At 65.3% G+C, this 25,727-nt stretch carries 22 protein-coding genes; 7 read left to right on the top strand and 15 right to left on the bottom strand.

What is annotated here, in order from left to right:
* Positions 1–3 precede the first annotated feature (3 nt).
* The 4 genes from H0P51_RS23015 (at position 4) to H0P51_RS23000 (ending at position 6,884) form a co-directional block, all read left to right on the top strand.
* Positions 4–1,716: a copper resistance CopC family protein gene (locus H0P51_RS23015; protein ID WP_180915145.1), complete on the top strand. Its 1,713-nt coding sequence runs from the start codon at positions 4–6 to the stop codon at positions 1,714–1,716.
* Between the two features lie 190 nt (positions 1,717–1,906).
* Positions 1,907–3,433, top strand: a complete 1,527-nt coding sequence (locus tag H0P51_RS23010; protein WP_180915144.1) for a tyrosine-protein kinase domain-containing protein — start codon at positions 1,907–1,909, stop codon at positions 3,431–3,433.
* A complete protein-coding gene (locus tag H0P51_RS23005) occupies positions 3,430–4,926 on the top strand; it encodes an O-antigen ligase family protein (RefSeq protein ID WP_180915143.1) in 1,497 nt (498 codons plus the stop codon). Before H0P51_RS23010 ends, H0P51_RS23005 begins: the two co-directional genes overlap by 4 nt.
* The gene (locus H0P51_RS23000) at positions 4,923–6,884 is read left to right on the top strand and encodes an FkbM family methyltransferase (protein WP_180915142.1); all 1,962 of its coding nucleotides are present in this window, start codon (positions 4,923–4,925) and stop codon (positions 6,882–6,884) included. The genes H0P51_RS23005 and H0P51_RS23000 overlap by 4 nt, the downstream gene beginning before the upstream one ends.
* Before the next feature lie 95 nt (positions 6,885–6,979).
* On the opposite strand, the gene H0P51_RS22995 is transcribed toward H0P51_RS23000, so the two are convergent.
* The 12 genes from H0P51_RS22995 to H0P51_RS22940 all read right to left on the bottom strand — a co-directional run bounded on the left by H0P51_RS22995 (position 6,980) and on the right by H0P51_RS22940 (position 20,144).
* Positions 6,980–8,038: a glycosyltransferase family 4 protein gene (locus H0P51_RS22995; protein WP_180915141.1), complete on the bottom strand. Its 1,059-nt coding sequence runs from the start codon at positions 8,036–8,038 to the stop codon at positions 6,980–6,982.
* An 11-nt stretch (positions 8,039–8,049) separates the two neighbouring features.
* The gene (locus tag H0P51_RS22990) at positions 8,050–9,147 is read right to left on the bottom strand and encodes a class I SAM-dependent methyltransferase (RefSeq protein ID WP_180915140.1); all 1,098 of its coding nucleotides are present in this window, start codon (positions 9,145–9,147) and stop codon (positions 8,050–8,052) included.
* Positions 9,144–10,397: a class I SAM-dependent methyltransferase gene (locus H0P51_RS22985; protein WP_180915139.1), complete on the bottom strand. Its 1,254-nt coding sequence runs from the start codon at positions 10,395–10,397 to the stop codon at positions 9,144–9,146. Before H0P51_RS22985 ends, H0P51_RS22990 begins: the two co-directional genes overlap by 4 nt.
* 58 nt (positions 10,398–10,455) lie before the next feature.
* Positions 10,456–12,507 carry a glycosyltransferase gene (locus H0P51_RS22980; protein WP_180915138.1) on the bottom strand — a complete coding sequence of 684 codons (2,052 nt, stop codon included), beginning with the start codon at positions 12,505–12,507 and terminating at the stop codon, positions 10,456–10,458.
* Entirely contained in the window at positions 12,504–14,006 is a 1,503-nt protein-coding gene (locus H0P51_RS22975; protein WP_180915137.1) for an oligosaccharide flippase family protein, read from the bottom strand. Before H0P51_RS22975 ends, H0P51_RS22980 begins: the two co-directional genes overlap by 4 nt.
* Positions 14,006–15,454, bottom strand: coding sequence for a sugar transferase (locus H0P51_RS22970; RefSeq protein ID WP_246398905.1), 1,449 nt, complete (start codon positions 15,452–15,454; stop codon positions 14,006–14,008). The genes H0P51_RS22975 and H0P51_RS22970 overlap by 1 nt, the downstream gene beginning before the upstream one ends.
* Before the next feature lie 70 nt (positions 15,455–15,524).
* Positions 15,525–16,376, bottom strand: coding sequence for a WecB/TagA/CpsF family glycosyltransferase (locus tag H0P51_RS22965; RefSeq protein ID WP_246398157.1), 852 nt, complete (start codon positions 16,374–16,376; stop codon positions 15,525–15,527).
* Between the two features lie 36 nt (positions 16,377–16,412).
* The gene (gene rfbC, locus H0P51_RS22960; protein ID WP_180915135.1) at positions 16,413–16,973 is read right to left on the bottom strand and encodes a dTDP-4-dehydrorhamnose 3,5-epimerase; all 561 of its coding nucleotides are present in this window, start codon (positions 16,971–16,973) and stop codon (positions 16,413–16,415) included.
* Between the two features lie 39 nt (positions 16,974–17,012).
* A complete protein-coding gene (locus tag H0P51_RS22955) occupies positions 17,013–17,678 on the bottom strand; it encodes a PIG-L deacetylase family protein (RefSeq protein ID WP_180915134.1) in 666 nt (221 codons plus the stop codon).
* Entirely contained in the window at positions 17,675–18,472 is a 798-nt protein-coding gene (locus H0P51_RS22950; protein ID WP_180915133.1) for a glycosyltransferase family protein, read from the bottom strand. The genes H0P51_RS22955 and H0P51_RS22950 overlap by 4 nt, the downstream gene beginning before the upstream one ends.
* 188 nt (positions 18,473–18,660) lie before the next feature.
* Positions 18,661–19,815, bottom strand: coding sequence for a PPE family protein (locus H0P51_RS22945; RefSeq protein ID WP_180915132.1), 1,155 nt, complete (start codon positions 19,813–19,815; stop codon positions 18,661–18,663).
* A 29-nt stretch (positions 19,816–19,844) separates the two neighbouring features.
* Complete coding sequence (locus H0P51_RS22940; protein WP_180915131.1) at positions 19,845–20,144, bottom strand: PE family protein; 300 nt, start codon at positions 20,142–20,144, stop codon at positions 19,845–19,847.
* A 394-nt stretch (positions 20,145–20,538) separates the two neighbouring features.
* On the opposite strand from H0P51_RS22940, the gene H0P51_RS22935 reads away from it, so the two are divergent.
* Both H0P51_RS22935 and H0P51_RS22930 read left to right on the top strand, forming a co-directional pair.
* Positions 20,539–21,216 carry a TetR/AcrR family transcriptional regulator gene (locus H0P51_RS22935; RefSeq protein WP_180915130.1) on the top strand — a complete coding sequence of 226 codons (678 nt, stop codon included), beginning with the start codon at positions 20,539–20,541 and terminating at the stop codon, positions 21,214–21,216.
* Between the two features lie 134 nt (positions 21,217–21,350).
* The gene (locus H0P51_RS22930; protein WP_180915129.1) at positions 21,351–22,064 is read left to right on the top strand and encodes a TetR/AcrR family transcriptional regulator; all 714 of its coding nucleotides are present in this window, start codon (positions 21,351–21,353) and stop codon (positions 22,062–22,064) included.
* Here the strand turns inward: H0P51_RS22930 and H0P51_RS22925 are convergent.
* From H0P51_RS22925 to metG, 3 genes are all read right to left on the bottom strand, one after another.
* Entirely contained in the window at positions 22,061–22,615 is a 555-nt protein-coding gene (locus tag H0P51_RS22925; RefSeq protein WP_180915128.1) for an LbetaH domain-containing protein, read from the bottom strand. The two genes, H0P51_RS22930 and H0P51_RS22925, sit on opposite strands and share 4 nt — an antisense overlap.
* A gap of 103 nt (positions 22,616–22,718) precedes the next feature.
* A complete protein-coding gene (locus H0P51_RS22920) occupies positions 22,719–23,084 on the bottom strand; it encodes a PAS domain S-box protein (protein ID WP_180919178.1) in 366 nt (121 codons plus the stop codon).
* 109 nt (positions 23,085–23,193) lie between these two features.
* On the bottom strand, positions 23,194–24,741 hold the full coding sequence (gene metG / locus H0P51_RS22915) for a methionine--tRNA ligase (RefSeq protein WP_180915127.1): 1,548 nt from the start codon (positions 24,739–24,741) through the stop codon (positions 23,194–23,196).
* A gap of 48 nt (positions 24,742–24,789) precedes the next feature.
* On the opposite strand from metG, the gene H0P51_RS22910 reads away from it, so the two are divergent.
* Entirely contained in the window at positions 24,790–25,650 is an 861-nt protein-coding gene (locus tag H0P51_RS22910) for a TatD family hydrolase (RefSeq protein WP_425488909.1), read from the top strand.
* Positions 25,651–25,727 lie beyond the last annotated feature (77 nt).

Below are 25,727 nucleotides of genomic sequence, written 5' to 3'. Positions count from 1 at the left end.
AGAATGGTTCGACCGATCAGAAACCCCAGGTTCATCGCTGCCGCGTCCGCGACCGCCGTCGCAACGGTCCTGATCGCGGCGATTGCACTAGTCGGGTGCAGTCGCGGCCACACCAATCCCGGTCCGCTGAACGCGATGGTGAGTCCGGCCATCCCGCCGGCCGCCCAGGAAATACCCAATCCACTGCGGGGGCAGTACGAAGACCTGCTGGAGCCGCTGTTTCCGCAACGCGATCTCGCGCAGCAGCGTTACCCGGCGTGGCCGCCCTCGCACGACGCGAGCCTGCGGGTCACCTGGCGCCAGTTGCAGCCCACCGACCCCGCCACCCTGCCGCCCGATGCGCCGGACGAGCGCAAGTACGACTTCAGCGTCATCGACGACACCCTGAACAAGCTCGCCGAGCGGCACATGCGGCTGACGCTTCGAGTGCAGGCCTACAACTCCTGCTGCAACGCCAGCTACCCGGACAACACCAATATCGAGATCCCGGACTGGGAACGGGCCAAGCCCGGCACCAGCACCAGCTATCCCGGCTCCCCGAAGGCGCCCGCACCCGGCGTGACGCAGGTGGTGCCGAACTTCAACGACCCCACCTATCTGAACGATTTCGGACAGCTGCTGGCCGCACTCGGGCGCCGTTACGACAACGACGAACGGCTCAGCGTCTTCGAGTTCTCCGGCTACGGCGACTTCAGCGAGAACCACGTGGCATACCTGCGTGACTCGCTGAACGCACCGGGACCCGGCCCCGACGACAGCGAACGCGTCCTGGGCTACTACAGCCAATATCGGGACCAGAACATCACCAAGGCGTCCATCACGCAGCTGGTCGCGGCCAACGTCGCCGCCTTCCCGCACACCCAGCTGGTAGTAACCCCCAATAACCCCGAGATCACCCGGCAGTTGCTCGCCGACGACGTCACCAAGAAATTGGTCGCACCGGTGGGCATTCGGTCGGATTGTCTCGGCGTTTACTCGCCGCTACCCGCCTGGGCCGAGTCGGGGCGCTATGTACAGAACCAGGACTCGCTTGTCGACAAGCTGAAAGAGCGTCTTGGGAAGGCGCCGGTGATCACCGAGTGGTGTCAGCTGCAAAACGGGATGACGCCGCAGCAGTATTACGAGAAAGGCCTGCACGACGTCATCAGCTACCACGTCTCGATGACCTCGAGCGTCAACTTCCCCGATCAGGATGCGACCTCGCCGATGGATCCCAAGCTGTACGTGCTCTGGGCGCAGGCGAATGCGGTTGCAGGTTACCGCTATTCGGTGGAAGCTCGGCCGGGTTCGCAATCGCTGCAGGACAACACGGCGTCGATTTCGGTCAATTGGACCAATTACGGCGCCGCCGCAGCGACCGAGAAATGGGTGGCGGCCTACCGGGTGGTGGATTTCAGCGGGCAGACGGTCCGGGTGATACCCGGGACAGTGAATTTACGGGGTCTCGTCCCGGATTCCTCCGGCAGCGGCAGCGCAGACACCCCACCGACGGTGTCGGCGGCTGAGACGGTGCGGGTCGACCTCAAAGGATTGCCGCCGGGCCACTACACGCTGCGTGCCGCGGTTGAGTGGCAGCAGCACAAGCCGAATGGTTCCAATCCGGTGAACTATCCCCCCATGCAGCTGGCCCGTGACGGGCGCGACGACTCCGGCTTCTATCCGATCGCCACCCTGGATGTGCCGCGCGAGGTGCTGACCGCTCCCGGCCAAACGTAGCCGATCAAAGAGCGCATACCTGGAGACGGTTGCGAGTTTGTTTAGCGTACCAAAGGTATGGCAATATCAATCATGCATACCGTCAGGCTCGCTGCTGGCAACCTGACTGTCGGGACTTGCGGAAGCCGCGAAAGCAACCGTCAGGGGGTCCTGGCTGCACCGGCCCAAGGGCGCTCAGAGAGGTTGATGGATGGATTTCCGCACGTTTGTCCGGACGATCCTGCTGCACTGGAAGCTGGTTGTCGGTGCCGTCCTGGCATGCCTGGCCGGCGCGGCGGCCATCACGGCCTTTCAGACCAAGAGCTACGAATCCTCGGCCACCGTCCTGCTCTCCTTCTCCGGTGAAACCGACTTGATGCAGGTGTACCAGGGTACGCAGGCCGCCCAGGAACGCCTATCCTCCTACGCGGCGATCGCTGGTGGTCACGCCGTGGCCGAACGGGCCGTCGAGCAATTCCACCTGCCGGTAAGCGCGGATATCCTGGCCAGCGAGACCAAGGTGGCATTCACCCCGAAGTCGACGCTATTCACCATCACCGTTACCGACACTGAACCCAATCGCGCTGCGGCGCTGGCCAAGGCGGTCGCCGACGAGTTCACCATCATGGTCGGCACACTGGGCTCCGGTCCGAAAGTCCCCGCCGCACCCGTGGCGCCGCAGCCCACGGCGGCCCCGCCGCCACCCTCGGCTGCGCCCGCCAGCGACCAGCCACCGGCGGATGACACCACCACGCCGGTGTCGGCGACGACGACGGTGTCGGCACCGGACCCGCAGCAGGTGTCGACGCAGCAGACCTCTCCGCCGCCGGCGCAATTGCCGGTGGCCCGGGCTACCGTCGTTGAACAGCCTGGCGTCCCCGACAAGCCGGTCAAGCCCGTGCCGGTGCGCAACATGGCGATGGGCCTGGTCGCCGGATTGCTGTTGGGCACCGGGGTGGCGCTCACCCGCGAGGCCGCCGACCGCACGGTGCGCGACCGCGCGAAACTGGAAAGCCTCACCGGGTTGCCGACGCTGGCCGAATTGCCTGGGCACCGCGGCAATGCGCCCCGGTTCGGCACCGACATCTCCTTCGACGATGCGGTACGCGGTCTGCGCGCGCGGCTGCTGCGGGCGATGGGGCCCGGTACCAACCGGGTGCTGCTGACGGCACCGTTCGGCGGTGAGGGGACGACGACGACAGCGATCAACCTGGCCCGGGCCTTTGCCGAGCTGGGTGAGGACGTGCTGCTGATCGAGGGGGACCCGCGCCGGCCGACGATCGCCGGGCTGCTGAAGGTCGAGTCCGGAGAAGGGCTGTCCAACGCGCTGTCCAATCCCGACATCGCCACCGAGGCAACCAAACCGACGTCGATTCCCAAACTGTTCGTTTTGGCGGCCCGGGCGGTACGCCGAGAGACCATGCCCACCAGCGCCTTCCTGCCCGAAGTGCTGGACAAGGTGCTCAAGGACGTGGCGAAGACCTTCGAGCGCACCGTGGTTGACGGTCCGCCGGTGCTGGCTTCAGCCGACTCCGGCCTGCTCGGTGGCGCGGTGGACGCCACGGTGCTGGTGGCGCGGGCAGGTCGGACCACCGAGGACGAATTGTCCGACGCGATAACCGCGCTTCGCGCGGCCGGCGCCCACGTGGTGGGCACGGTGCTGACCGACGCCCGCATTGCCCGGCACACCAGGGCAGCCACCCGGACCTACCGCGCCAAGGTCAGTGGCCCGGCGTGATCGTCTACCTGCGCACTCGGCACCGCTTGGCGATGGCCGCTGCGGTATTGGCGCTGTTCGGATTCGGCTGCTTCGTCTACGGCGCGCTCTCGGTGCGCAACACCACCCAGGGCATCCTGCTGGTTGGACTGACGTTCTTCCTGATCGTGTACTGGGCCAAGCCGGAGTTGATGATCGGGCTGGCACTGTTTCTGGGCTGCGCGGCGCTGCCGCAGGGCTTACATGTGGGCAAAGTGATTGGCCCCGTTTCGATTTACGCCTCGCACGTGGTGCTGATCCTGGCCATCTGCTTCGTGTTGCCGGTGGTGCGGCTGCGCATGTCCGACTATCTGCTGCCCGGCATGTTCGGGATTGTGGTCATTTACTTTGCCGCCGTTGGATTTTCAACCGGACACCATACTGGGATAGTGGTGCGTGAGGCGACCTTCCTGTTCGAGATGCTCGCGGGATTCGTCCTGGCGCTGGTCGTGGTGTACGGCGACTACGTCATCCTGTCGATTCACGCGATGGCTTTCACACTGTGGTTTTCGGCGGGTATGGCGATCCTGGGCTCTTCGGGAGGCATTCGGTTGGCCGGCCGCACCGAGAGCCTGCAGGCCGACACCGGAGACGCCGCCAACCGGGTGATCACGTCCAGCCTCATCCCGGCCATCGCCGTGCTTACCGCGCTGGTGGCCGCTCAGATAGCCGGTCGGGTCAAGCCGTCGGCCTACCTCGCGCTGGGCCTGCCGGCGTTGGTGATCGCGGTGTTGGCGTTCTCGCGCAATACGATCCTGTCGGTGGGCGTCGCCGCCGTCGTCGCGTTCTTCGCCAGCATGGGCTGGTCGGCGGTGCGCCGGGCCGCCCGGCTCACCCTAACCGGTGCCGGCATCCTGGCGGTGACGATCCCGCTGGCGCTGTTCCTGCTCGGCGATTCCACGGCAGGGGTGTGGTTGGCCAACCAGATCACTGGGTTCAGCCACCGCGTGCTAGGCAGGTCGACCGGGACCGCGCTCACCGAGGACCCCTCGACGTTGGCCAGGTTCGCCGAGGACCGGCACCTCAATGACGCGATCGCTGCGGCCCCAGTGTTCGGACATGGTTTGGGGTATGCCTACCAGCTGCCGTTCGGGGGAGATGACCCAAGCGAATTCACTCAGACGCTGGGCACCACCTATGCCCACAACTTCTACTTGTGGTGGCTCGCGAAGTCCGGCGCGATTGGCATGACGGGGTTTGCGGTGTTCGCACTGACACCGCTGGTGCGGGCACTGCGCAGTGCGTCGGTGCCCGCGAAGGTCAGTGCGGCGACAAGTGTTGGGCTACTGGTGATGTGCGTCATCGATCCGCTGCCCGAGGACCCGGCCAACTCGATGACGCTGGGCATCGCGCTGGGGGCCGCGATGGCGTTCGCCACCCTGGGGCGGCGCCGCGTCCGCCCGGAGTTGGAAGAGCCCGCGACTGACGACTACGCGGCGCGGCCGGCCTCGGTGCCCGATGGAGTGGCCCGATGACCACGCGGGTGTTGGTCGTCGGCCCGGCTCCCGCGCAGGCGGCGAGCCGCGGCGGGATGGCGACGGTTATCAAGCTGATGACCGCGCACCCGAACCCGCGGATCAGCATCACCATGGTGCCGACCTACATCGAGGGCTCGTTCTGGTATCGACGTTGGGTCGGATTGTCCGGAATGGTTCGCGCCACCTGGCTGGTGCTGCGCGGCCGCGCCGATATCCTGCACGTCCATCTGGCGCACGGCGGCAGTGTTTTGCGCAAGGCGGTTCCGATGGCGGCGGCGCGGCTGGCGAAGGTACCCACCGTGGTGCACGCACATAGCTACGACTTCGGCGGCTGGTTCGACGGCCTGCCGGCAGCGGTGCAGCCAATGGTGCGGCGTGCGCTGGCCGCCGATCGGTGGCTAGTGTTGGGCAGCCGCCACCTGCAGGAGTACGCCGGGCGGCTGGGGCTGGCCGAGCACCAAATCGGCGTGCTCAACAACGCCGTACCTATTCCTTCACAAGCGATAGTTCAATCGGATGTCGATCGTTTGCATGCTGTTTCGCTCGGCAGGCTGGGTGTGCGCAAGGGCAGCTATGACCTGATCGATGCGGTCGGCAAGCTCGATCCTTCGTTACGCGGCCGGCTTTCGCTGACATTGGCCGGTGACGGAGACGTGGAAGAAGTACGCGCGGCGGTGCAGGCGGCGGGATTATCCGAGACGATTCACGTTGCGGGATGGCTGGATCCGGCGGCTAGAGACTTACTGCTTTGCAGTGCACATATTTTCGTGCTGCCAAGTTACGACGAAGGCCTGCCGATGGCGCTGCTGGAGGCGATGGCATACGGTCTAGCGCCCGTCGCGACCCCAGTCGGCAGCATCGGCGATGCTATCACCGACCGGGTGAACGGGCTTCTAGTGGAGCCGGGGCGTCCGGGCGAAATCGCTGCTGCCCTCACGGAATTGCTCAAAGACGATACTTTGCGGGCAGAGCTAGCGCGGGCTGCCCGCGGCCGGGCCAGCGACTTCGGGCTGCAGCGATGGTATGACCGGCTGGATCAGGAGTGGGCAGACGTGCGGTGCCTACGCACCTCGCAGAGAGGCGGTGCAACCGTGTCAGTGAAGGAACTCCTCGTGCAAAGTGATGCGGCCAACTGGGCCGCGAAGTACGTAACGGTTCGCAACGTCGGCCGGGTGTTTGGCCGGACTGCGATGACGATGGCCACGGAGGCGCTGTGGCGGCGCCGACTGCGTCAGGATCGGGCCATGTCGGTGGCGGATCACTTCGCCACCCGCGGGGCGACGGTGCTCGACGTGGGTGCGAGTTGGGGCTTGTTCAGCTATCACCTAGCCCGGCGGGTCGGAAAAACCGGGCAGCTGTGCAGCTTTGAGCCACATCCGGACAATGCGCCGATGCTGCGCAAACTGGACCAAGCGCTACCGCACGTGCATTTCCAGCAGGCCGCAGTGTCGGATGAGGCGGGCGCCGCGCAACTGTTGGTCCCCCGGCAGCGCAACCGCCAGGTGACCGCGCAGGGCAGTCTGGCCCACGGGTTCGACGGTCAAGGCGTGGACGTTTTGAAGATCGATGTGCCGTTGGTGCGTTTGGACGACGTGTTGGCTCCCGATGCTCGGGTCGACTTCGTCAAGATCGACGTCGAGGGGCACGAGATGTCGGTGCTGCATGGTGGATCCGAGACGTTACGTCGCTGTCGCCCTGCAATTTTGATCGAAATCGAGCAGCGACACTTGTCGGCGCCGATCGCCGAGGTTTTCGCGTTCATCGAAGCTCTTGGATACCACCTGTTCTATGTCACGGAGTCGGGGTTGCGGCCGATCGCCGAGTTCGACGTGCACCGCGACCAGCTGGCGATGGTGAATTCCGGGGAGTTCCATCCGTTTGCGATGCCGAAGGGTTACGTGCACGATTTCTGTGCGGTGCGGTCGCCCGAACTGGTGGATGGCTTCCGGTCCTAGCCAGCTTCCTCTCCTAGGAGCTTTCGGGCATGGTCAGGTGCCCGATCGCAATGGATGCGCCGGGGCCGTGCGTGTCGGCCAGGGCCATCGGGACGCTAGAAGGCGACCGTGGCTCTCCTCGGTCGGCGCGCCGCGTCGATCACCTCGAGCAGCCGTTCGGCGGCATGACCGACCGCATAGTTGCGCGCGTAGTGGCGGGCGGCGGCAACGCCCTGCCGCGCAGCGGTGTCCGGATCAGCGAGCGTGTCGAAAGCGGCCGTCAGAGCGTCGATATCGTCGACTTTGACCGGCGGGCAATCGCTGGGCTGATATTCGGGTAGGGCGCCGCGATCGGAGACGATCGGCATCACGCCGAGCTGCATCGAGAGCACTTGCACCCCGCTCTGCGAGGCGCGCCGGTAGTGAGCCACCGAGCCCTTGGCCGCGGTCAGCGTGGCCAGCACATCGGCGTAACGGTAGCTGCCGCAACGCCACTCGGTATGGCCTGGCAATCGATCGGGATCGATCAGACCGTCCCCGATAAGCACCAGATTGTCACCGCGCCAACCAGTTCCGGTCGCATGCTGCTGCCATGCCGACAGTACGACCTCGACGTTCTTGTACGGGTTGAGCCGGCCGATCATCACGAAATCGCGTCGCCGGTCTGCGGCCGCCGGATCGGGGACCAATGCCGGGTCTAGGTCACTGGCCAGTGGCACCACGTGCACCGGCATGCCGGAGACGTCGCGCCGAGCGGCAATCCCGGCTGCCACGTACCGGCTGTAGGTAATAGTTGCCAAAGAGCTTGCACCCCAGCGGTCGAAGACCGCGGCCTCGTAGCCGGGTCGTTGTTCGGCCACGTCATGCGGTCGGTCGTCATGCACCAGCTGCACCCGCGGTGCTCCACCGGCCAGTGCGATCCAGCGCGGGTCGCGGACCAGTTCGGTGAGCACCACGTCGGGCCGGAAATCCCGGACCCGGCGCCAAGCCCTAACTGTGGCCGGCCACGTCGCGGCACTGCGGAACCGCGGGTCGAGCACCAGCTCGTAATCACGGGGCCCGTCGGACTCCGGATGCTGATCTGAGGTGACCAGCAACACGTCGGCGCCCCGGCGCTGCAACGCCTCGGCCTGAACGCGCGCCAACGGCCGCATCCATGGCGAAAGCCAAAGCACCCGAGGAGGATTCACAATGAATTCTGACTCTGCAGCGGGCCGTTGTCCACCCACCAGCGCCCGGCGAACTGCGGGTATTGTTGCTGCAGTTCGCCGTAGAGATCGGGCAGCGTCAGCAGGACCCGGTCGGGGTCGGCGGCGATGAGTTGTTCGGGGGAGATGATGGCGATGTCGGTGCCGGGCAGCCGGCGGCCCTGCTTGGCGGCAGAGCCGTCGGCCACAGCCATGACCAGCCGCCGGTCCACCTTTGCAATGCTGAACAGTGCCGGAACCCGCGAACCGGCGGCGTATCCGTATACAGTGCGGCCCTGGTCGGACTGTGCCGCCAGCCATGCGCGCAACTGCGCGGCATGGGCGTCGACGGCCCGCTGCATGCGTCTCAGCACCTCCGGTTGCATCACCCCGAATTCGCGTTCGCGGGCCAGGATGTCGTGGACGTACTGGTCGGGTTCGACGTGGCCGTGCACAGCGGCCACCAGAAAAGTCCCGCCGTAAAGGTCGAACTGCCACGCGGTGGCCACACTCATCCCGACCGCACGCAGCAGATTGGTCATCGCAGTCAGCGAGTAGTAGCCGAAGTGACCGTGGCGCAGCGAGTTCCACTGGCCCTGCTCGATCATTGCCTGCAACGACGGGAACTGCACCAGCAGCACTCCGCCCGGGGCGGTCACCTTGGCGCGCAGCTCGAAGGAGGCCCGTTGATCCGCCTCATGCATGACGCCGAACGAGTCCAGCACCAGATCGGCGACCTCGGCTTGGGCCATGCCGCGCTCGGCGAGCAACGGTAACCAGGTCCCGCCGTGTGGACTGCCGAACTCGCGGACCGTGCGACCGCGCAGCCAGCCGCGATCGGCGACGCGCTGCACCGCGTCGGCGGCCTGGTCGCGGAGTGCTTGCGGCTCGACACCGCGGGGTTCTTCGGTGATGGTGTCGTCGTCGGCGAGTTGGGCCAGGCCGCAGCTCCCGCACAGGTCCATTGCCAGCTCATGTGCCGTTTCCCGGGGGTCGATCGGCTCGCTGAGCAACGGAAAATGGTCAGCCGCCGGCACATTCCCTAGGTCGAGCACCCGGGTCAGGCCACGCTTGCCACACGCCCGGCACCCGTTCATGCGAGTGCGGCACTGCGCGATTTCACGCTGGTCGCCAGGTGCAGGTTGGGGAGCGGGTAGACGATCTGACCGCCCCACTCGGTGACGTAGCTCAGTTGTTCGGTGATCTCGGTCTCCAGGTTCCAGGGCAGCACCAGGATCACGTCCGGGCGGTCCTGGGCGATGCGGTCGGGATCGTGAATCGGGATTCGGGTGCCCGGCGTGAAATGCCCGTGTTTGTACGGATTACGGTCGACAGTGTATTCGAGCAGATCGGTGCGAATCCCGCAGTAGTTCAACAAGGTGTTGCCCTTGCCCGGGGCGCCGTAGCCGACCACCCGCTTACCCTCGGCCCGGCACTGCAGCAGGAACCGCAGCAGGTCATGGCGGATCTGCTCGGTGCGTTGCCGTAGCTGCTGATAGCCCTCGGGGCGATGCAATCCCGCGGCCTCTTCGATCCGTAGGATCTGCTCGACCCGGTCGGTGGGCGGTCCGGCGACCTCTATGGGCCGCGCCCACACCCGGATCGACCCGCCGTGGGTGGGCAGCATTTCGACGTCGACGACGGCCAGGCCGGCGCTGGCGAGCGCATTTCGCGCCGAGAACACCGTGTAGTACTGGAAGTGCTCGTGGTAGATGGTGTCAAACTGGCCCAGACACACTAGGTTTAGCGCGTGGTGCACCTCGATGCTAAGCCAGCCGTCGTCAGCGAGTAGGCCCCGCAGCGACTGCGTGAAGCCGCGCAGGTCGGGAATGTGCGCGTAGACGTTGTTGGCCACCACCAGATTCGCCGGTCCGTGTTGGGCCCGCACCCCGCGGGCGAGATCCTGGTCCAGGAACTCCGATACCGTCGGAACGCCACGCTCGACGGCCGCGGCACCCACGTTCAACGACGGCTCGATACCCAGGCACGGGATTCCCCTGGCAACCGCGTGTTGCAGGAGATAACCGTCATTACTGGCGGCCTCGACCACGAAGGAGTCGGGGCCAAGACCCAGCCGCTCGGCTGCCTCGGCGACGAACGTCTCCGCATGTTCGACCCAGCTATCGGAATACGAAGAGTAGTAGGCATATTCGGTGAAGGTCTCTTCCGGAGTGATCAGCGCCGGGATCTGCAGCAGCAGGCAGTCCTGGCACAGCCGCAGGTGCAGCGGGTAGGTGGGTTCGGGCAGGTCGAGTTCGTCGGCAGCGAGGATTTTTTCGCAGGGCGGTGTCGCGCCCAAGTCCAGGACGCTGAGCATCCGGTCCGAGTCGCACAGGCGGCACTTCATCTGAGTCTCGATTCTTTGGTTGGGTGAGCTAGGTCGGATTGCGGAGTGTGCACAGGTGTCACACCACCGCGGCGATCGCGTCGATGTAGGCATCGGCCATCGCAGCGACCGTGTAGTGCTTGTGCAGCCGCTCCAGACCGCGCCGGCCGACCTGCGGCAATTCCTCCGGCTTGGACAGGATGTCGGCTAACTGGGCTCGCCAGGCTGCCACCGATACCGGTTCGACGACGAAGCCGGCTTTGCCGAAGTCCAGCATCTCGGGGACCGCGCAGATACCCGACGCGGCCACCGGCACCCCCCGGGACATGGCTTCCAAAATCACCAGTGGGAAAGCCTCGGAACGGCTTGGGACGCAAAGCAGATCGGCATCGGCCAAGGCTGGACCCGGCCCGGGCGACCAGCCGCGCCACTGGACGCGGTTCCGAAGGGCCGCTGGAGTGCCGGCTTCCAACCGCTCGCGATCGGGACCGTCGCCGAAAATTGATAGCCGCCAAGGCAATTCCGTTAGCTGCCCGAGCGCCTCGATCAACAGCTGCGGGTTCTTGTGTTCAACGATGCGCGATAGCATCACCAGGTGCGGCGGCGCGCCCGGCGGGCGGATCCGCGGGCCCAAATCGGTCAAATCCCGGGCAAAGGCCGGCTCCACGCCGTTGGGAGCGATGAAGGGGTGTCCCTTTAGGTTGTGGTGCGGTGTCAACATCTCCCAATGCCGTTGTGCCAAGACGATTAATGCATCGGCGCGCCGCATTGCGGCGGTCAGCGGCCGCGAGTAGATGGGCCGGTCGGTCTCTGGCGGAACGTGCGGAGCTACCAGCCAGCGCCGGTTCCCAGACCTGGCGCGCCAGAGGGTTGCGAAGCCCGTCTCAGTATTGGTGTCGCCACTGATCAGCACCGCCGGGCCGGGGGGCAGGTCGACCATCGGCGCCCACCAGGGTTGGCGCACCACCCGCACGCTGTGCGGGATCTCTTTGATCAGCGGCCCGAACCGCTGCATGCAGACGATGGTGACCGGGTAGCCGCGGCGAGCCAGTTCCGCTGCTAGCAGCGCCTTTTGACGTTCCGCGCCGCCGTACACCAAGCGATTGGTAGTGATGACGATCGCGGGTTTGCCGGTGCCGGCTCGGACCGCAAGCTTGCGGACTTCGCGCTTGGAGCGCTGCACCCGGTCCAGCACCGAGGTGGCAGCCAGGTAGACGTCGGCGTGGTGTACGCCGTCCTGGTGTTCGAGCAGCAACGCGATGTTGGCGCGCAACAGGTCCCGGTTACGGAAGCGTTCGACGGTGGAGACTTGCGCACCATGCGCGCACACGGATTCGCCGTTGGTCCGTTGCTGAGCTTTGGCGGCCGCCGGGTTGCCGTGGTCGACGTCGAGCTCGTTGGCCAGCAGAATGCGCCAGCCCGCGGCCGCGGCTCGCTCCTGCCAGTCGGTTTCCTCGCCGTAAAGAAAGAATTCCTCGTCGAACCCGCCGATCTGGTTCCATGCCGCGCGGCTGATGGCCAGGCAGATACCGGCCAGATAACCGTCGATACATTGCGATTCGCCGGGCTGCTCCGGGTACAGGTGAGAGACCGGGGTGCCGCGGAACCGGTCGGAATAGCCTGCGGCGGCCACCAGCGCCCGCGTCAGGGTGCGGCGCCGGGTCGCGATGTCCCACCGCTGCGGCCCGGGGGCTCCTGCGTCCTGGATCAGCGGTGAGACGGCCGCGACACCGGGCTGGCGCAGTAGCGCACGGGTGCGGGTCAGCGGCCCGGTCAGTCGGGTGTCGGCGTTGAGCAGCAGCAGATCGGTGTCGGGGGGCGTGTGCTCCACCAACGCGTTGAAGGCTCCGCCGAAGCCGAGATTGACCGGGCCCAATACCCAGTGCACATGTGGGTGGCGGGCGGCCAGTTCGGCGCGGCCGGGGTAGGTGTCGCCGCTGTTCTCATAGACGTAGACCGGCAGCTCGGGTGCGTGTTCGGCCAATCCGGCCAGGCACTGCTCCACCAGGTCGTGGCTCTTGTAGGTGACGATCAGTGCCGACAGCGGCCGGTCCGGGGGTAACTCGGTCCGCGGCGTGCCGGGAATCGTCGACGGGCGTTTGAGGTAGGCACGATCCAGCTCGGTTGTCATGTGGTCACCTGTTTCCGGAAGATCGAGGTCAGCATCGACCAGTTGAGGGGGCCGGCCACCATGTTTATCCCGAGGTACGTGGCCGCCGCGGCTGTCAGGACAAACACCACGTGATATCCCGAAAGGACCAGCACCACCACCACACTGGCGACAGTCGGAACCAGCAGCCGCGCCAAGAAGATCACCGGAGTGCGGTAGCCGCAGTTGCTGCGCAGCCGCCAGCTGGCCAGTATCCAACCACTCAGCTCGGTACATACCAGCGAGACTCCGGCGCCGATCGCGCCGAATCGCCCGTCCAGGCAGAGGTTCAGTGCCACGTTCACGAATAGCGTCGCGACGAAAAGCCGGAAGAAGAACTGTTGTTCGTGACAAGCGAACAAGCCCTGCCCCAGCGTTCCGGTGACGAACCGCAGCGCGGCAGCGATGAGCAGCAGCGCCAGCGTCGGCGCACCACGGTCGACGAAGTCGCGGTCGCCGAACAGTTCGATCAGCGGTCCGGCCAGCAACGTGCCCACCACGGCGACCGGGAAGGCAAGGAAGCTCATGAGTTCCACACTGCGGCGCAGGAATGCGACGTAGGCGCCGACGTCGCGGGAATACAGCCCGGTGGCGGTCGACAGCGTCGACTTCTGGAAGAAGACCGACAACGCCTCGGTGTTGAATGCGAGCGTGTAGGCCAAGCCGTACACGCCGACTTCGGCGTGGGAGTTGAGGAGCGACAGGATCACCCCGTCGGCGCGCCAATACAGTATTCCGATTACCGCAACGCCCATCAGCGGCAGGCTTTCCCGTAGCAGGTCGATGGATTCGGTGGCTGAGAAGACCGGGCGCAGCGAGATGTGCTGGGCGGCTGCCGCACCCTGGATGGCCAGTTGCACGAGCGGCGGAATTAGTTGAGCGACCGCAAACCAGGCGACGTCGGCGTGGGTGGTCACCAGCCAGCTGATCATCGCCAGCGTGCCCAACCGGCCTACGACGTCGGAGGCGGCGACCGCGGAAAAGCGCACCGTGGAAAGGAATACCGGTTCGAACCGGGTGCGCATGGTCAACATCAGCAGTTGCCCGGACAACACCACCAGCATCACGCGGACGTCAGCGTCGCGGTAGATCAGCCAGCCGGTGACGGAGGCGATCACCGCCAGCGGAATGCAATACGCCAGGGAAAGGCCGCTGTTGACGCGGACCAGACGTTCCAGCTCGCCGCGGCCGGACGTGACGCGCCGCACGATCACGGTGGTAATGCCGAGATCGGTCATGCTGGTCCACATTCCGATGAAGGCGACTGCGACCATCAGCTGCCCGTAGCGACCCGGGCCCAGATAGCGCGCGGTCATCGACACCGAGATCACCGAGGCCACCATTCCCAGCGACCGGCAGATGAGCTGGATCGAGAACGCGTGCGCAATCCGTGACTGCGGTACGTCGGGCACAGCCGACGACTCCGGGGACTCCTCCTGCGGAGCCTGTGCCGTCGGCTCGATCACGCGACCGCCTTTCATCAATAGGCTCCGTCGCTAGCGAGGACGGCTCTGAGGGTGCGGGCGATGATGACTAGATCGCCGGCCATCGACCAGTTGTCTACATAGGAAAGGTCGAGTCGGACCGAGTCGTCCCAGGACAGGTCGGAGCGTCCGCTGACTTGCCAGAGGCCGGTGACGCCCGGCTTCACCAGCAGCCGCCGCTTGACCTGGCCGTCGTAGTTCTCCACTTCGCGCCGCAGCGGCGGGCGAGGACCCACCACACTCATGTCCTGTTTGAGCACGTTGATAAATTGCGGCAACTCGTCGATGCTGTAGCGGCGCAGCGTTTTTCCGACCGACGTGACGCGGGGGTCCTGGTGGATCTTGAACAGCATGCCGGACCCCTGGTTCAGCGGCAGCAGGTGGTCGATCTGCTGGTCCGCGCCGTCGACCATGGTGCGGAACTTCAACATCGTGAAGGGCTGGCCGTCCAGGCCGATGCGTTCGGCGCGGTAGAAGACGGGACCCCTACTAGTCAACTTGATGGCGATGGCGGCCAGGACCAGTATGGGCGCGGTAGCCAGCAGCGCGGCCAGGGCGAAGCAGAAGTCGAACGCGCGCTTCTGTAGGCGTTGCGTCCCTTCGTATTGCGGCTTGTCGACGTGCAGCAGTGGAAATCCCGCGATGGGCTGCATGGTCAACCGGGCCCCCGCGACGTCCATCACGCCTGGCGAGACCACCATGTCGACGTCCATCGTCTCGAGTTGCCACATCAGGTCGCGGATGCCGTGCACCCCGAATTGTTCGGTGCGTGTAACTGCCACCGTGTCGGCCCCGCACGCGCCGACGGCTGCGACGGCACCGGTCTCGTCCCCGAGGATCGGGATCTCCTTGCCGCCCACTTTGATGGTTTCACCGCGGTACCCGCCGTAGCCTGGGATGCACACGCCGACAACGACATAGCCGTCTCTGGGGCTGCGGATGAGTTCGTGCGCCAAGTGTGTGACGCCGGACCGATCGCCGATCGCCAGCACCATTGTCTGGTAGTGGCCCTGAGCTCGCTTGCGCCACACATATTTACGCCACACGTTGCGGCTGAGCAGCAGGCCGAGTGTACCGACCGGTAGTGCGACGGCCAGATACCCGCGAGCCAGATCGATCTTGGCGAGCAGCGTGACCATCGCGATGATGCCGAACACCGAGAATGACGCACTGGCGATGCGGCGGTACTCGTCGATGCCCGCACCGATGACGCGGGGGGAACGGGCTTGGAACACCGAGATCGAAGTGAGCCACAGCAGTGCGAAAAGACACGAGAACAGCGTCATCACCGGGCCCGGATACCCGGACCTGTTAGGGGTGTCGCCGAATCGGACCAACTGCGCGAGCAAGATCGCCACGCAGACGATGATCGAGTCGGTGATGCGCAGCCGCGCCGAGTACTGTTGCTGCCAACGCGGAAACCCACCCACGCCGTTTTTCGCCATGGGCAGCGGGACGACAGCGGACCGGCGTTTCTGTGTTCGTAGTGTGGCAGTCATGCTGGCCGCTCCTCTGTCATGCGGACACCGCTTCGGTTCTGACGCAGGAGGTTTCGACATGCTCGTGTACGGGTGTGGCGACGTAGTGGACGCCGGGGTAGCAGATCAGCTGGGCGCGAAGGGCGCGCAACAGCGCGATCGGACCTTGCAGCAGGTAGCGACGGGCCAGCCGGCGCGGTTCGCGAGTCAGCCGATACAGCCATTCCAGTCCGGACCGCTGCATCCAGTCGGGCGCGCGGCTAGTGGTGCCGGCCAGGAAGTCGATGGCACCGCCCGATGGTAGGAAAACCTTTGCGCCCGTGGCGTACCCGTGCTGGTCGACCCAATGCTCCTGTCGAGGCTTACCTAGACTGACGATCAGGATGTCGGTCCGTGCCGCCCGGATCGCTGAACACAGCTGCGGGGATCCGGTTTCGATGTCGTCGGGGTTGGGCGCCCACATGCCCGAAACCGCCAGCGCGGGATTGGTTTCGCGCAAATGTTCGGCCAACCGGCGATGCGTCGCCGCGCTGCCGCCGAAGAACCCGACTCGGTGTCCGTCGGCTTCTGCCAACGCCAGTACTGCCGGGAGCAGGTCGGCGCCGGTCACCCGGGGCCACGGTTTGGCGGTGAGCAGTTGACCGCGCCAGGCGATCGGCATGCCGTCGGCAAGCAGCAGCCAATCCAGCAGGCCGTTGGGGGCTGCGCCCAGCCTACGGAAGTGGTGCAGGTGATCGAGGTTTACCGAGCCAACCGCCAAGGCACGTCCGGAGTTCGGGCCTAGCCGCGAGTCGATGATCGACAGCACCTCGTGAGTTTCGCAGCGCTCGACGATGCTGCCGCTGACGACCATACGTACCGAGGCTTGGGGGCATGCGTTGTTGGTCATAACCGCGCTACCCCCAATGTGTTTCGCGTGGCCGGGTCATCTCGGGGTGGTTCCGGTCGGGGCCAGCCCGGCAGTCAACAGGGGCCAGCTGGCGTCTTTTTCGGAGATGACCGTCACCGGCAGAGGCCATTGGATACCGAATTCTGGGTCGTTGTAACGGAAGTTCTCTTCGCTGCCCGGCACGTACGGCCCGCTGATCTGGTAGATCAGCTCGGTGTCGTTGGTGAGAGTTTGGAAGCCGTGTGCAACATAGGGCGGCAGGAACAGGGCGCGGTGGTTGTCCGCGCTTAACTCCACCATTACGTGCTTGCCGAAAGTCGGCGACTCCGGTCGTACGTCCACCGCGACATCGGCTATCGCGCCGCGGATGCAGCGCACCAACTTGGCTTCGGCGTGAGGCTGGAGTTGGCGGTGTAGGCCGCGCACCGTGCCGCGAGTCTGGTTGAAGCAGATGCTGGTCTGGGAGACGTCGGGTATCAGTCCGTGCTCGGCGAATTCTTCGGCGCAGAAGACTCGCGAGAAGAAGCCACGGTGGTCGCGGTGCGGTTCGATGTCGACGATCGTCACGCCCGCGACGCTGGTGGGTGTGTACTTCATCCGGATCTGTTGTCCCCTCTTGTGAGTCGAACCGTGTCGTCAGGCGCCCGGGCGGCTGGTGATCGGGCTCAGTACGGCCTTCTCCACCACGAAGGCTTCGGCGTACCGGGATCGGCATTGAACGCCGCGGACCCTCATCAACCCCAGGAACATCTCGTCGTCGAACCAGTCCCGCGCGGCCTGCGAGGGATAGCACTGGGCCAGCAGCCGGGCCTTCCGGTGAGCGAGGTCGGCTGGAATCGGTACGTAGAGCGTGGGATTGGGTAGGTCGGACTCCCACTTGAGAATCTCGTAGCCCAGTAGCAGATGGGCGCGGAACTCGGTGGGAAGCAGCTTGGCGAGTAGGCGGTGATCCTGGTGGTAGTCGTCGCGCTGAGGTCCCAGCACCAGGTCCGGGTGGCAGCTGTGGCGGAATTCGGCGAGCCGCTGCTTCACCTGGCCCCAGTACTGCGGCAGGCGTCCGTCGGGCAGGTCGGCGACGGTCAGTCGCACGTCGGCGCGCGGGAAGAAGGCCGCGAACGCGCTCTTCTCTTCGATTTCCCGGTCGGTTCCCGCGCCGCTCAACACCAGCGCGTGGATCACTAGACCGGGGTTGTCGCGCTCGATCTGCATCAGCGTCGCACCGGCGCCGATGACAATGTCGTCGCAATGGGCGCCCACGACGGCGACGGAGGCAATGCCGCCCCCGATGGTCAGCGGGTTCATGCTGACAGGTCCGCCGGTTCGGGGGTCTCCCAAACTGCCCAGGGGCGGATACCGCGGTTGTAGTCGGCGTCGAGTTCGGCGCGTTCCTTGAAGGTGTCGGCCGGCTTCCAGAATCCGTCGTGTTGGTAGCCCAACAGCTGCCCGGTGCCGGCCAGCGCCATGCATGCGTCGCCGACTAGATCGCCGTTCTCCGGGATCAGGTCGATCACGTCCTGGCGCAGCACGAAGTAGCCGCCGTTGACCCAGATCGGGAACTTGGCGATCGGGGCGATCTCCTTGATGTCGCCGCCGGTGCTGACGTCGACGCAGTGGAACGACGACTGTGGTGGCACGACGAGCATCGAGGCGGTGGCGCCGCTGTCGTGGAAGCGGTCGATCATCGTGTCCAGCGGGGCATCGGTGAGTACGTCGGCGTAGTTGGCCAGGAAGTACTCGTCGTCGCCGAGGTACTTGCGCACCCGACGCAGGCGCTCGCCGATCGGCGACTCCAGCCCGGTATCGACGAAGGTGATGGTCCAGTCCGACATGTCAGTGTCGAGCAGTTCGACGTTGCCGCCGCGCATCACGAAGTCGTTGGACTCGGTCTCGCGGTAGTTGACGAAGAATTCCTTGACCATGGCCTGGCCGTAGCCGAGGCACAGAATGAATTCGGTGTGGCCGTAATGCGCGTAATAGCGCATCACGTGCCAGAGCAGCGGTCGCGGGCCCACCATCTGTAGCGGCTTCGGGACGAGGTCGCCGTCAGCGCTGCGCATTCGCATGCCGTAGCCGCCGCAGAAAAGAACCACCTTCATCTAACCTGCCCCCTTCGGGCTTCTAGTCCAACCACATACCAGACAACCGCCGCATGGCTAGTATACATACATTTAGAATGATTTACAGCAAAAAGATGAACTGTGAGTCTGATAACAATGATTTTGGAGACTGCTGAGCGGAGACGCGCCGGGCGTGCAATGTATGCGCTCCCAGCCGGCCGACGGGGTCAGGCGAAAGTGCCGTACCCAGCGGACGGCGGTTGCGCCATCACAGTCGGCACCAGGCCGTAGCGGGGACCGGCAACCGGTCCCTGAGCTGCGGCGTTGCGTGGCAATCCGCCCAGCAGGCTGGGTGGCACCGTGCTCACCGGTCCGCCACCGCCGGCAGCGGGCAGCGCCGAGCTGACCCCGGCGAGGTGTGCGGTTGGGATCACGCTGGTCCAGGCGGGTGGTACCGACAGCGAGCCGAGGGCGGCGGCCTGTCCCATGGCGCCTATGGCGCCCGCGTCCACCGCACCCGCCGCTGCCTCGGCCGCATCCGCCGCGACTTCGGCGACCTGCGCGGCCGCCGCCTGCGCCATGCCCTGCATGGTCTGCGCGATGCTCAACAAGCTGCTGAGCGCGAACAACGGCATGACGGCAATGTTCAGCATGTTGGCCAGGTCGCCACTGGAGGTGGACCCGGTGGTCGGCAGGATCGCGGCGGCCGACTCCGTCGAACCCAGCGACGTGGGAGTCGCCAGCCCCTGCAGCGTCGAGGGCAGAGAGTTCACCAGTGAGGCCAGGGTGGTCTGGGTCGAGGCGGCTTCGCCGGTGGCCTGCGAGACCGTGGCGGCTTGTGAGGCAACGCCGGCGGCGTCGGTGACCTGCGGCGGAGCTTCGAATGGGGTGAGGGCCGAAGCCACCGCGGAGCTGGCCGCATAGCCATACATGGCTGCGGCATCCTGCGCCCACATTTCGCTGTAGTGGGCCTCGGTCGCGGCAATGGCCGGTGAGTTCTGGCCGAAGAAATTGGTCGCGACCAGCGTGGCCAGCAGTATTCGATTGGCACTGACCACCGCTGGTGGGACCGTCATCGCGTACGCGGCCTCGTAGGCCGCGACGGCCGCTCGGGCCTGGCTGGCGGCTTCCGCGGCCTGTGCTGCGGTGGCACCCATCCAGGCGGCGTACGGGGTGGCGGCCGCGGCGGCGGATATCGCTGCCGGTCCAAGCCATGGTCCGCCGGTCAGCGTCCCGATCACGGCCGTGTAGGACGACGCTGCCGATTGCAATTCAGTCGCCAGGTTGTCCCAGGCCACCGCCGCGGTCAGCAGCGGCGCTGCACCGACGCCGGCGTACATCCGGGCAGAGTTGAACTCCGGTGGCAGTGCGCCATAGTCCATTGCTGTCATTCCCCCTGGATCAACATGGATCAACCGGCCGAGGCCGCATTAGCGGCCTCGGTGGCGGCGTAGGAAGCGGAGCTGACCGCCATGGCCTGCACAAACATCTGGTGAATCGCTGTGGCCTGCGCGCTCACCGCTTGGTAGAGCTGTCCATGGGCGGCGAATTGCATGGCCGTGAGGGCCGACACCTCGTCGGCTGCCGCCGGTGCCAGGGCGGTCGTTGGAACCGCCGCCTCGGCACTTCCGGTGCTAACAGCGCAGCCGATGTTCTGCAGAGTGCCTGCCGTGGCTGCCAAGACTTCCGGGTGGGTGGTCACGAACGACATCCGTCTCTCCTAACCAAGTTGGTCACAGGCTGCGGTGGCGAGATGGCCGCGGTCGCGGTGGCATCAAACCATCGATCTTCTGAATACCCAATCTACATACTTTTTGAACTATTAGAAGGGTTGAAGCCAACCTTAGGTACTGTCCGAGGTAATTTGCAGTCTTTTGTGGCGTAGAACACTTCGGGCTGCGGCCCGGCTGATAACCTCGCAAGTGGCGGTCAGGGCGCCGCCGGAGATATGCCGGTGCTCCTAGCAAAGGGAACCGGTTCGGCCCGCTCGAGGAGGGCACAAGAAATGGTGACGGGGACGGGCAACGGCGCCGACAACGCGACCTCGGTCCGTGTGCGGAGCGCACCCGGCTATCGGGCACGGCCAGACGAGTCCCACGGGTCAAATGTCGACTGAACCGGCAGACGGACGAGCAGACACCACTCGGCAATTAATTTTGCGGGCCGCAGCTCACCAGTTCGCCCGCCGCGCTTACCACGATGTCGGCCTCGACGATATCCTCGCTGAGGCCGAGTTGACCAAGGGGGCCATGTACTTCCACTTCCGCTCCAAGCACGCGCTGGCGGTGGCCATCATCGAGCAACACACCGCTGATGGCCGGGTCGCGGTGGAAGATTTGCTGGCGAGGCAGCTGTCCGGGCTGGAAACGCTGATCGACTTCTGTTACCTGGCGGCGGTGCAGGACATGAGCAAAGACGTAGCTAGGGCCGCGTCGCACCTGATCGAGTCGGTGGGCCGCACCGAAGGCCTGCAATCGCAGTTGCTCGGCGGCTGGATCGACATGCTCGCCGGGGTTGTCGAGCGGGCCATTGCCGAGGGAGATGTCTCGGGTGCATGGGAGCCTCGCGACGTCGGTCGCCTGATCGTGTCGATGTACATGGGGTTGCGCCAGGCCAGCGATCTCGACGATCCGCAGCGTTACCTAATTGATCTGGAGAAGAACTGCGTGCTCGTCCTAGCAGGGATCCTGGAACCCGACCGGTTCGACTACTTCAGGCAATTCATCAGGCGACGCACCGCGCTGGCCATTTCGTCCGCCACGGCCTCGACGCGCGCCGGGTGATACGACACCAACAGTTCTGGGACGCACGCTCGAGAATGCGGGGCTCCCGACTGCTAGGCTTTAGCGGCTGACCAGGAAAAACAAGATGTAAGGGCTCGGATCATAACTGGATTGACATTGGAAAGGGCAGGGCAATGGCGCGCCAGGTTCGATCCGAAGTAACCCGGCGAAAGATTCTCGACGCCGCGATCGACGTTTTCAGCGAGGTGGGCTATGCGGCCGCCGGGTGGGGCACCATCATCGAGCGGACCGGCATGACCAAGGGCGCCCTCTACCACCACTTCGACTCCAAGGAAGCGCTCGCCTCCGACATCATCGACGAGGGCAGCGCAATCCTGCTGGCTGCATTCGGCAATGTCTGTGGATCGGCGTCGCCGGCACTCGAGAACATGATCCACGGCACCTTCGCGGTCACGTATGTAGTCAGCTCGGACAAGACGGCGCGGGCGGCCGAACAGCTGATTGGCGCACTGAGCGGATTCAACGAGGCCGCGGGACGCTGCTGTACCAACTGGGTAGCGGCAATGACGGCCGAGGCGCAACGCGCAATAGCCGAAGGCGATCTACGCGAGGACGTCGATCCTCAGTCACTTAGCGAAGCAGTGGTCGGCGCGATGTTCGGAACCCGGATGTTGACCATCGCTATGACCCGCAGTCGCACCGGCGAGGGCCTGGCCAAAGAGCTCAACGAGCAATTGACCCAGCTCTGGATGCTGTTGCTGCCCGGCGTAGCGGCCGAGGCGTCGCTACCGTATTTCCGCCAGTACCTGGCGCGGGAAGCCATGCGCCACCACCGCGCGGTGGAGGCCGCCGCGAGCCGCCCGGTCGCGGTGCCGGACGGCCCCTAGCGTGGGGTGCTGGCGAGCGGGCGACGATCACGGATGATCCGGGCCGGAACGCCGGCGACGTCGACGTCGTCGGGCACCGGTTGGTTCACCACCGCCCCGGCGTAAATCCCGACGCGGCTGCCCACGGTGGCCCCGAGCACCATGGCGCCGGGGGAGATGAATACGTCGTCGCCGATCGTCGGATACTCGCCCGCGCGTCCCTCGCCCAACGTGACCCCTTGGTGGATACGGCAGTTCGCACCGATCCTGGCGCGGTGGTGCACGTGAATCCAGCCCACGTGCGCGACCGACAGGCCCGGCCCGAACGCGTTGAGCGGGATGCCGAACCCGAGTCTCTCGCCGAGAAATTTCAGTCGTAGGCGCAGGTAAGCGGCCACTAGGCGGCCGGCCGGGGTGCGGGCGGTATTCGTCCAGTATTCCGTTTTGCGCAGCATGCGCTGGAAGTAGGGTGCGCGATGGATGATCCGGTATCGGTGCCGCCACCGCTCCAGTCCTTGAGCACGCAGATCCGCCGCCAGGTAGGATTCCAGGTCGGCGCGACTCTTGATCACCTGTAGAAGCATACTACAAGTATCAATATGCGCCTATGCCTAAACCTTTGGTTTCTGCGTCCCGCTGCGCGCGCCCTCGCTCAAGGACGTCGACGTCGAAAAGCTAGCGTTCTTCTTCCCATAGTTGTTCGGTCAGATCTTGGAATGCGGCCAGCGCGAACTTGTCGTCAGCGCGCATCACCGCCGACCTACTCATCAGTGCCCGCACCACCGAACCGTCTTTGTGCGCCAGTTCGACCACCATGTTGGCCAACGCATGCACGAACGACAGCAGCGAGGACTCGGTATCCGGCGCCTGGTAGAAGATCTCGTGAAACCCCAGTCGCAGAACCTCTTCGGGTTCGAAGCCGACCATCTGGGCGAAAGCGGTGTTGGTGAACAGGATGCTGCCGTCTTCGCCGATGGCCAGCACCGGGACCGGGATGCGCTCCAGCACCACCAGCGCCGGCAATTCCTTCAAAGTGGTTATCGGCGATTGGCTGACTGCCCGATTCCGTCTTCGCTCCACACGGCGATTATGGCCTATGGCAGAAGTTAAGTTCACGCGGCTTCGCCGCGGGATGCTTTGCCGCCTCGGCTCACTCGGGCGGTTGGTAACGCGGAAACACCCCGCTCGGCGGCGGTAGCACCGTTCCGGGTGTTAGGCGTTGCCCGATCGCGGCGAACGTGCGCTGATTTTCGGACTGGCCAAGCAGCTCGAGCAACTTGGCGGCAGACTCCGGCATCACCGGGATAACCAGTAGCGCCGCGATGCGGACCACCTCGCAGGTGACGTACAACGTGGTACGGAACCGATCCTGGTCGCCCTCGGTGCCGCTCTTGCGCAGCACCCAAGGTTGTTGCGCCGAAAAGTATTTGTTCGCATCACCCAGCATCAGCCAGATGGCTTCCAGCGCCTGATGCATCGCCTGGGTGTCGAAGTGTCCGCGCACCCGCTCCAACAGACGGTCGGCCGTCGCCAGCAGTTCGGTGTCGGCGTCGATGAACTCGCCGGGCTCGGGGACCACCCCGCCCAGGTTCTTGGCTACCATCGACAGCGACCGCTGGGCCAGATTGCCCAACTCGTTGGCCAGGTCGGTGTTGATCCGGGTGACGATCGACTCGTCGCTGTAGCTGCCGTCCTGGCCGAACGGAATCTCCCGTAACAGGAAATAGCGGACCTGGTCCACACCGAACGTGTCCACGAGCGCCACCGGGTCGACGATGTTGCCCACCGACTTGCTCATCTTCTCGCCCCGGTTGTGCAGAAATCCGTGCGCGAAAACCCTTCGCGGTAAATCGATTCCGGCCGACATCAAGAACGCCGGCCAGTACACCGCGTGGAATCGAATGATGTCCTTTCCGATCATGTGCAGATCGGCCGGCCAAAAGCGTTGGTAGAGCGATGAATTGGTGTCGGGGAAGCCGGCGCCGGTCAAATAGTTGGTTAGCGCGTCGACCCAGACGTACATGATGTGGTCCGGGTGCCCGGGGACCTGCACGCCCCAGTCGAACGAGGTCCGGGATACCGATAGGTCCTCCAGGCCGCCAGAGACGAAGCTGATCACCTCGTTGCGCCGGGTTTCCGGGGCGATGAAGCCGGGATTCGCTCGATAGTGAGCCAGCAGCTTGTCCGCGTACGCCGACAGCCGGAAGAAATACGTCTGTTCCTCGGTCCAGGTCACCGGCGTCTGGGTCTCCACCGCGATCCGGCTGCCGTCCTCGAGCAGCTGGGTCTCCGACTCGACGAAGAACCGCTCGTCGCGCACCGAATACCACCCGGCGTAGTTGTCGAGGTAGATGTCGCCGTTAGCCTCCATCCGACGCCAGATCTCCTCCGACGCCGCATGATGGTCGGCGTCGGTGGTGCGGATGAACCGGTCGAAGGAGATGTTGAGCTTCTCCTGCATGCGCTGAAAGACGTCCGAGTTGCTGCGGGCCAGCTGCAGGGTCGGGATGCCGGCGGCCGCGGCGGCCTGCGCGACCTTGAGGCCGTGCTCGTCGGTTCCGGTGAGGAAGCGCACGTCGAAGCCGTCGAGCCGCTTGAATCGGGCGATCGCGTCGGTGGCGATGTACTCATACGCGTGTCCCATATGCGGCGCGCCGTTCGGATAGGCGATCGCGGTGGTGACGTAATAGGGCTCCATGTCGCGCTCCACCCTATTGGGTGGGCTGCTTGCCCGTGTGCCCCTATCGTGTGCCAGGTGAGCGCCAACCGGTCTACCCGAGCAGCACCGCCAGCGCCGGAGCCGTTGTCGCCGTTGATCGACGCACACACCCACCTCGACGCATGCGGCGCGTCCGACGGCGACGGCGTGCGCGCGATCGTCGATCGCGCGGCCGCGGTGGGGGTGCGGGCGATCGTCACCATCGCCGACGACATGGAATCTGCGCGCTGGGTTTGCAAAGCAATCGGGTGGGATCCCCGGGTGTACGGGGCGGTGGCGCTGCACCCCACCCGCGCCGACGCACTCACCGATGCCGCTCGCACCGAGATCGAACGATTGGCCACACATCCGCGGGTGGTGGCCGTCGGCGAGACAGGCATGGATCTGTACTGGCCGGGAAAGCTCGACGGTTGCGCGCAGCCCGAGGTCCAGCGCGATGCGTTCGCCTGGCACATCGACCTGGCTAAGCGGATCGGCAAGCCGCTGATGATCCACAACAGGGATGCCGACAGCGAGGTGCTGGACGTGCTACGCGCCGAGGGCGCGCCCGACACGGTGATCTTTCACTGCTTCTCTTCGGGCAGCGCAATGGCGCGCGAATGTGTGGCGGCCGGATGGTTGCTGAGTCTGTCCGGGACGGTGAGCTTCCGTAACGCTCGCGAGTTGCGCGAAGCTGTTCCACTGATACCGGTGGAGCAGCTGCTGGTGGAAACCGACGCACCATTCCTGACCCCGCACCCCTACCGTGGCGCAGCGAACGAACCATACTGCTTGCCCTACACCGTTCGTGCGCTGGCTGAACTGGTCAATCGTGCACCCGAGGAAGTGGCGGAAATCACGACCAGCAATGCCCGTCGTGCCTATGAACTGGGTGTGGACCCTCGCTGACCGGCTGTTGATGGCACTATTCGAGCCCGACACACAGGGGGCGGAGTTGCCCTGCATTGGACGGTTCGTTACCGTCT

Source organism: Mycobacterium vicinigordonae (genome assembly GCF_013466425.1).
Classification (GTDB): domain Bacteria; phylum Actinomycetota; class Actinomycetes; order Mycobacteriales; family Mycobacteriaceae; genus Mycobacterium; species Mycobacterium vicinigordonae.
The sequence above is the reverse complement of the archived record's forward strand: the minus strand, read 5'-3'. Positions and strand labels throughout refer to the sequence as shown.

Bases quoted from the DNA above. Each gene is read 5' to 3' on its own strand.
- H0P51_RS22990 (WP_180915140.1), bottom strand. From the start codon at position 9,147: ATGAACGGGTGCCGGGCGTGTGGCAAGCGTGGCCTGACCCGGGTGCTC.
- H0P51_RS22965 (WP_246398157.1), bottom strand. From the start codon at position 16,376: ATGACCAACAACGCATGCCCCCAAGCCTCGGTACGTATGGTCGTCAGC.
- H0P51_RS23015 (WP_180915145.1), top strand. From the start codon at position 4: ATGGTTCGACCGATCAGAAACCCCAGGTTCATCGCTGCCGCGTCCGCG.
- metG (WP_180915127.1), bottom strand. From the start codon at position 24,741: ATGGAGCCCTATTACGTCACCACCGCGATCGCCTATCCGAACGGCGCG.
- H0P51_RS22955 (WP_180915134.1), bottom strand. From the start codon at position 17,678: ATGAACCCGCTGACCATCGGGGGCGGCATTGCCTCCGTCGCCGTCGTG.
- H0P51_RS22950 (WP_180915133.1), bottom strand. From the start codon at position 18,472: ATGAAGGTGGTTCTTTTCTGCGGCGGCTACGGCATGCGAATGCGCAGC.
- H0P51_RS22985 (WP_180915139.1), bottom strand. From the start codon at position 10,397: ATGAAGTGCCGCCTGTGCGACTCGGACCGGATGCTCAGCGTCCTGGAC.
- H0P51_RS22975 (WP_180915137.1), bottom strand. From the start codon at position 14,006: ATGAAAGGCGGTCGCGTGATCGAGCCGACGGCACAGGCTCCGCAGGAG.
- H0P51_RS23000 (WP_180915142.1), top strand. From the start codon at position 4,923: ATGACCACGCGGGTGTTGGTCGTCGGCCCGGCTCCCGCGCAGGCGGCG.
- rfbC (WP_180915135.1), bottom strand. From the start codon at position 16,973: ATGAAGTACACACCCACCAGCGTCGCGGGCGTGACGATCGTCGACATC.
- H0P51_RS22980 (WP_180915138.1), bottom strand. From the start codon at position 12,507: ATGACAACCGAGCTGGATCGTGCCTACCTCAAACGCCCGTCGACGATT.
- H0P51_RS22930 (WP_180915129.1), top strand. From the start codon at position 21,351: ATGGCGCGCCAGGTTCGATCCGAAGTAACCCGGCGAAAGATTCTCGAC.
- H0P51_RS22970 (WP_246398905.1), bottom strand. From the start codon at position 15,454: ATGGCGAAAAACGGCGTGGGTGGGTTTCCGCGTTGGCAGCAACAGTAC.
- H0P51_RS22945 (WP_180915132.1), bottom strand. From the start codon at position 19,815: ATGGACTATGGCGCACTGCCACCGGAGTTCAACTCTGCCCGGATGTAC.
- H0P51_RS22935 (WP_180915130.1), top strand. From the start codon at position 20,539: ATGTCGACTGAACCGGCAGACGGACGAGCAGACACCACTCGGCAATTA.
- H0P51_RS22940 (WP_180915131.1), bottom strand. From the start codon at position 20,144: ATGTCGTTCGTGACCACCCACCCGGAAGTCTTGGCAGCCACGGCAGGC.
- H0P51_RS23010 (WP_180915144.1), top strand. From the start codon at position 1,907: ATGGATTTCCGCACGTTTGTCCGGACGATCCTGCTGCACTGGAAGCTG.